Genomic DNA, 5,255 nt, shown 5'->3' on the forward strand with positions numbered 1-5,255 from the left:
AACCTGCGCGTCATCAGTCTCGGGAACATCGCCGCTCGAAGCACCACCCGGTGCGACACCGCCCTGCGCACCGGCGGGGGCATCGCCCTTCGGAGCGTCACCCCGCACACCGCCGGTCGTAGAAGCGTCATCCCGCGAAGCGTCGTCCCGTGGGCCGCCGGTTGCGGGAGAGCTGGTCGCGGGAACGCCGGCCGCACTGGCTCGCGGCGCGCCGTCCCGGGGGTCTTCGATCGTCGTCATGACGCTCGGGCCGACGCCTGCTCACAGTGCCGTAGGACCTCGTCCACGACGTCCTGGACGGACAGCGCGGTCGAATCGAGCACGATCGCGTCGTCGGGGACGGCCAGCGGGTCCGCGGCGCGGGTGCTGTCCAGGGCGTCCCGGCGGCCGAGTTCGGCGAGGGTGCGGGCCACGTCGTCGACGCCGCGCTCGCCCAGCTGGTGCGACCGGCGCAGCGCCCGGACCTCGGTCGAGGCGGTCAGGAACACCTTGACGGGGGCGTTCGGGGCGACGACCGAGCCGATGTCGCGGCCCTCCACCACGATGCCCACCGGCGACGCCTCGGCGATGATCTGCTGCTGGCGGGCGACCAGGCGCCGGCGGACGGCGGGCACCGCGGCCACCGCGCTCACCGCGTTGGTCACCGCCCTGGTCCTGATCAGGTCGTCCACGGGCTCGCCGTTGACGGCGATCGTCGGATTGTCGGGGCTGGTACCGATCGTGAGCACCGCCCGCTCCGCGAGCTCGGCGACCGCGTCGTGGTCCTCGATGTCGATGCGGCTCTCCAGGGCGAGCTGGGTCACCGCCCGGTACATCGCGCCCGTGTCGAGATACCGCAGGCCGAGCCGGCGGGCGATCTCCCGGGCGACCGTGCTCTTGCCCGACCCGCCGGGCCCGTCCACCGCGATGACGAGCCCGTCGCGGACCAGCCGCTGCGGCGACGTCACGCCCGTCACACCTGTCGTGGCCGTCGCGGGCCCGTCGGGCCGCCAGGGCTCAGCGGAGCCGGCGCGGCGGCCCTCAGCATCTTCGGACACCTCCTGGGCGCCGGTCACCGACGCAACCACCGGCTCACGCCAACCGCGGTCGTGTTCCACCGTTTCCTCCGTCCGGACGCGACATCTGCACCACAACCACAAACCCGTCTACACCAGAAACCTGTCGGCAACCGACGCGGTGAAACCGGCCCGGCCCGGATGCTCACCCGAGCCGGCGCCGATGCGGTCAACCCGGCTCAGGCTACCCGGGGCCGTCCATCCGGGAAGGACGGCGTCGCGCCCGGGCAGGGCGGCCCTCCCGCCATCCCGCCGTGGCTGACAGCCGGCGGTCACGAGCGGCGGTAGGCGGTCCAGCCGGCCGTGGCCAGCCTGTCCAGCAGGGAGTCGACGATGTCCGGCGCGACGGCGAGCTCCACGATGCCGGCCGGGGCGTCGAGATTGTGCTCGAACGCGGCGATGTCCTCGACGTTGACCTGCCAGTCGCCGATCGCGGTGAACAGGGCACCGAGCTGGCCGGGCCGGTCGGCGAGCACCACCCCCACCCAGGCCCACGCCCACGGCCGGGACACCGCGCCGGCCTTGCGCGGCAGCAGCGCCCGGCCGGCGTTGCCACCGGCCATGAGCGCGCGGACGGCCAGCATGACCTCCTGCTCACTGCCCTGGTCGAGGACGTCGGCGAGCTGGGTGAGCCGCCCGGCCAGGCCGCGTGCCCGGGCCGCGACCGGGCCGCGGTTGCCCTCCAGGATCGACGACCACAGGCCGGGATCGCTGTCGGCCAGCCGGGTGACGTCCCGGAACCCCTGGCCGGCCAGCGCCAGCTCGCCGGCGGCGAGATCGGGGGTGGCCGCGGCGAGCAGGCTCGCGACCACCTGCGGCAGGTGGGACAGGGCGGCCATGGCCTGGTCGTGCCGGTCCGCCGTCGTGCGCACCGGTATGGCGCCGCAGGCATGGGCGACCGCGACGGTGGCCGCCAGCGCGGCCGGCGAGGTGTGCGGCAGTGGGCAGAGCACCCACGTCCGCTCGGCGAACAGGTCGGCGCGGGCCGAGGCCGCGCCGCCGCGCTCCCGCCCGGCGATCGGATGCGCCGGGCACCACGTCGACAGGTCGCAGCCCGTCTGCACGGCCTCGACGATCGGCCTGGCCTTCACGCTCGCGACATCGCTGGCGGTCCCGGCGATCCCGGCCCGCTGCAGCCGCCGCAGCTCCCCGGCGACCGCGTGCGGGGGGACGGCGACCACCGCGTGCTCGACCGTCTCCCCGTGCCAGGGCCGGCCGGCGCCCATGACCTCGGCGACCTTCACCTGCTCGGCGTCGATGTCGGCGAGCAGGACGTCGACGCCGCGCCCGGTCAGCGCCAGCCCGATGCTGGTACCGATCAGCCCGGACCCGACGATCCCCACCCGCCGCGGCGGCGGCCCATGGCCGGCGGGCCGGGATGCGCCGGACGTGACATTCACCGAGCCACCATATGTTCGTCAGCAGCCCATGGGTGTTTCCCGCGGGTTGGCCGCTGGTTGTCCCGCGTGTCCCGCCCGCGCCCCGCGGGCCTTCCTCCCGCGTCCCGCCGGCCTCGCTACAGGCTGACCTCGCGGTAGAGGGCGCCGACCTCGCCCCGGGAGAGGTGCCTGGTCCGGCCCGCCGGCAGCGAACCGAGGTGCACCGGGCCGATCCTGGTCCGCACCAGCCGGCGCACCGGGTGGTCGACGGCGTCCATCAGGCGGCGCACCACCCGGTTGCGCCCCTCGTGCAGGGTGATCTCAAGCATGACCCGGGAGCCGGCCGAGCCGACGGTCCGGACGGCGTCCGCGCGCACCGGGCCGTCGGCGAGCTCGACCCCCTCGCGCAGCCGCCGGGGGACGTCCCGGCCGACCGGCCCCGCGACCTCGACCAGATAGGTCTTGGCGACCTCGAAGGACGGGTGCGACAGCCGGTGGGCCAGCTCCCCGTTGTTGGTCACCAGCAGCAGGCCCTCGCTGTCGGCGTCCAGCCGCCCGACGTGGAACAGCCCCGGGCCGGCGTCGGCCACCAGGTCCGCGACGGTCGGCCGGCCGCGGTCGTCCGACATCGCCGAGAGCACCCCGACAGGCTTGTTCAGCGCCAGGTGCACCAGGCCCGAGCGGGTGACGACCCGTTCGCCGTCCACCTCGATGATCGCCGTCTGCGGGTCGACCCGCATGCCCTGCGCCTCGACCACCCGGCCGTCCACCCGGACCCGGCCCGCGGCGATCAGCTCCTCACTGTGCCGGCGGGAACCGACCCCGGCCGCGGCGAGCACCTTCTGCAGGCGGACGCCCTCGGCGTTCGCGTCACCGGCCGTCATGGGCCTCCGTCCCGTCCGCGAGCCTGTGGCGGCTCTTCGGTTCCTCGATCCGTCATGGGTCCTGCCCTCGATCCGCCATCGGGGCCCCGGCCCGCCCGCACGTTCCGTCCGCATCCGTTCACGGGCCCTCGATGTCGTTCACAGGCCCTCGATGTCGTCCACGTCGGCGATACCGGGCAGCAGCGGGGCCAGCGGCGGCAGCTCGTCGAGATGCCGCAGGCCCATCCGTTCCAGAAAGTAGTCGGTGGTCCGGTACAGGATGGCACCGGTCTCGGGGTCGGTCCCGGTCTCCTCGACCAGCCGGCGGGCGGTCAGGGTACGGATCACCCCGTCGGCGGACACCCCACGCACCGCCGAGATCCGCCCCCGGCTGACCGGCTGCTGGTAGGCCACGACCGCGAGGGTCTCCAGCGCCGCCTGGGACAGTTTCGGGCTCTGCCCGGCGAGGACGAACCGCTCGACCCAGGGGGCGCACGCCTCGCTGGTGTAGAAACGCCAGCCGCCGCCGACGTCGCGCAGGCTGAAGCCACGGCCGTCGGCGATGTAGCCCAGGGCCAGCTCGACGAGGACGCGCTCGACCTCGGTAGCGGGAACGCCCAGGCTCACCGCGATCTCGGTGACCGGCACCGGGTTCTCCGCCACCATCAGGATCGCCTCGACGAGAGCCGGCAGCGGCGGCCGCGGCGCGTCGTCGTCCGCGCCCGGCCCGTCCGGCCCCCGTTCCTCGGGGCTCCGTCCGCCCGGGCCCGGTTCCTCCGAGCCCGGCCCGTCCGGGCTCCGCCCGTCCGGCTCGTGCTCGCCCGGGGTGCCGGCCGCCACGGTTTCGCCACCGGTGGCCGGATCCGCCTCCGCGGTCATTGTGCTTCCCTCGTCATCGCCGTCGTGATCCTCGTTTCCGGCGCCCGCCGGTCCCGGCTCGCTCGGTGTCGTCGACGTCCCCGGGATCGTCGGGGCTCCCGGCGGCGCCGGCCTCCCAGGGGACGCCGGTGGGGGCGCCGGCGGCGCGGTCCGGGCCGTTGCCCACACCGCCGTACACGTCACCGAGCGAGCCGCCGTCCGTACCGTCCGCCGTGCTCCGTGACGGCTGCGCAGAGGCCGTGGAGGCACTGTCGGCCTCCGCGGAGGCCGTGGAGACACTGTCGGCCAGCCAGCGCACTGTCAGCTCTCCCAGCGGAACCTCCTGGGTGAAGGCGATCCGGCCCTCCCGGAAGAGCTCGAGGAGGGCGAGGAAGCGCGCGACCACCTCGATCGTCTGCCGGCAGTCCGCGCACAGCGCCTGGAACGACGCGCTGCCGAGCTCACGCAGCTTCTCCAGCACGGCGAGCATGTGCTCACGGATGTTGATCCTCGGCAGGTGGACGTGGTCGGTGGCGACCTGCGGGGGCAGCGGAGGCTCCCGCAGCCGGGCCGCGAGCCGGGCGAGCTCGGCCGGCCCGATACCGATCTGCACCTCGGGGAGGGCCTGCGCGTAACGCGGCTCCAACGGCACGGCCCGGGGGACGTGCCGGCCCTCCAGCGCCATCAGGCCCACGAACAGCAGCGACGCCTCCTTGTACGCCTTGTACTGCAGCAGCCGGGCGAAGAGCAGGTCGCGGGCCTCCAGCAGGGCGAGGTCCGCCGCCTCGTCCTCGGAGATCGCCCCCGGCAGCAGACGGGCCGCCTTCAGGTCGAGCAGGGTCGCGGCGATCACCAGGAACTCGGTGGCCTGCCCGAGGTCGAAACCGGGGCCGAGCCGGCGGATGTGGGCCACGAACTCGTCGGTGACCTGGGAGAGCGCGACCTCGGTGACGTCCAGCTTGTGCTTGGCGATCAGGGACAGCAGCAGGTCGAACGGCCCGCTGAAGTTGGCGAGCTCGACCACGAAGGACCTGTTGGACCCACCGCGGCCGGTCGGCGCCACAGCCCCGGGCGCCGCCGTACCGCCTTCGGGCGCTGTG

At 74.5% G+C, this 5,255-nt stretch carries 5 protein-coding genes; all 5 read right to left on the reverse strand.

What is annotated here, in order from left to right; translation table 11 throughout:
* Positions 1 to 236: 236 nt before the first annotated feature.
* Positions 237 to 956, reverse strand: coding sequence for a (d)CMP kinase (cmk, locus tag AC5LSR_RS14810; protein ID WP_445548326.1), 720 nt, complete (start codon positions 954 to 956; stop codon positions 237 to 239).
* Positions 957 to 1,327: 371 nt separating this feature from the next.
* The gene (locus AC5LSR_RS14815; protein WP_250281868.1) at positions 1,328 to 2,455 is read right to left on the reverse strand and encodes a prephenate dehydrogenase; all 1,128 of its coding nucleotides are present in this window, start codon (positions 2,453 to 2,455) and stop codon (positions 1,328 to 1,330) included.
* Between the two features lie 116 nt (positions 2,456 to 2,571).
* Complete coding sequence (locus AC5LSR_RS14820; protein WP_250281870.1) at positions 2,572 to 3,318, reverse strand: pseudouridine synthase; 747 nt, start codon at positions 3,316 to 3,318, stop codon at positions 2,572 to 2,574.
* 138 nt (positions 3,319 to 3,456) lie between these two features.
* Entirely contained in the window at positions 3,457 to 4,176 is a 720-nt protein-coding gene (scpB, locus tag AC5LSR_RS14825; protein WP_250281873.1) for an SMC-Scp complex subunit ScpB, read from the reverse strand.
* Between the two features lie 13 nt (positions 4,177 to 4,189).
* Positions 4,190 to 5,255: segregation and condensation protein A (locus AC5LSR_RS14830; RefSeq protein WP_493468583.1), on the reverse strand; the 1,066-nt coding region annotated here is incomplete at its 5' end.

It is taken from the genome of Protofrankia sp. CiP1_Cm_nod4, assembly GCF_982290645.1.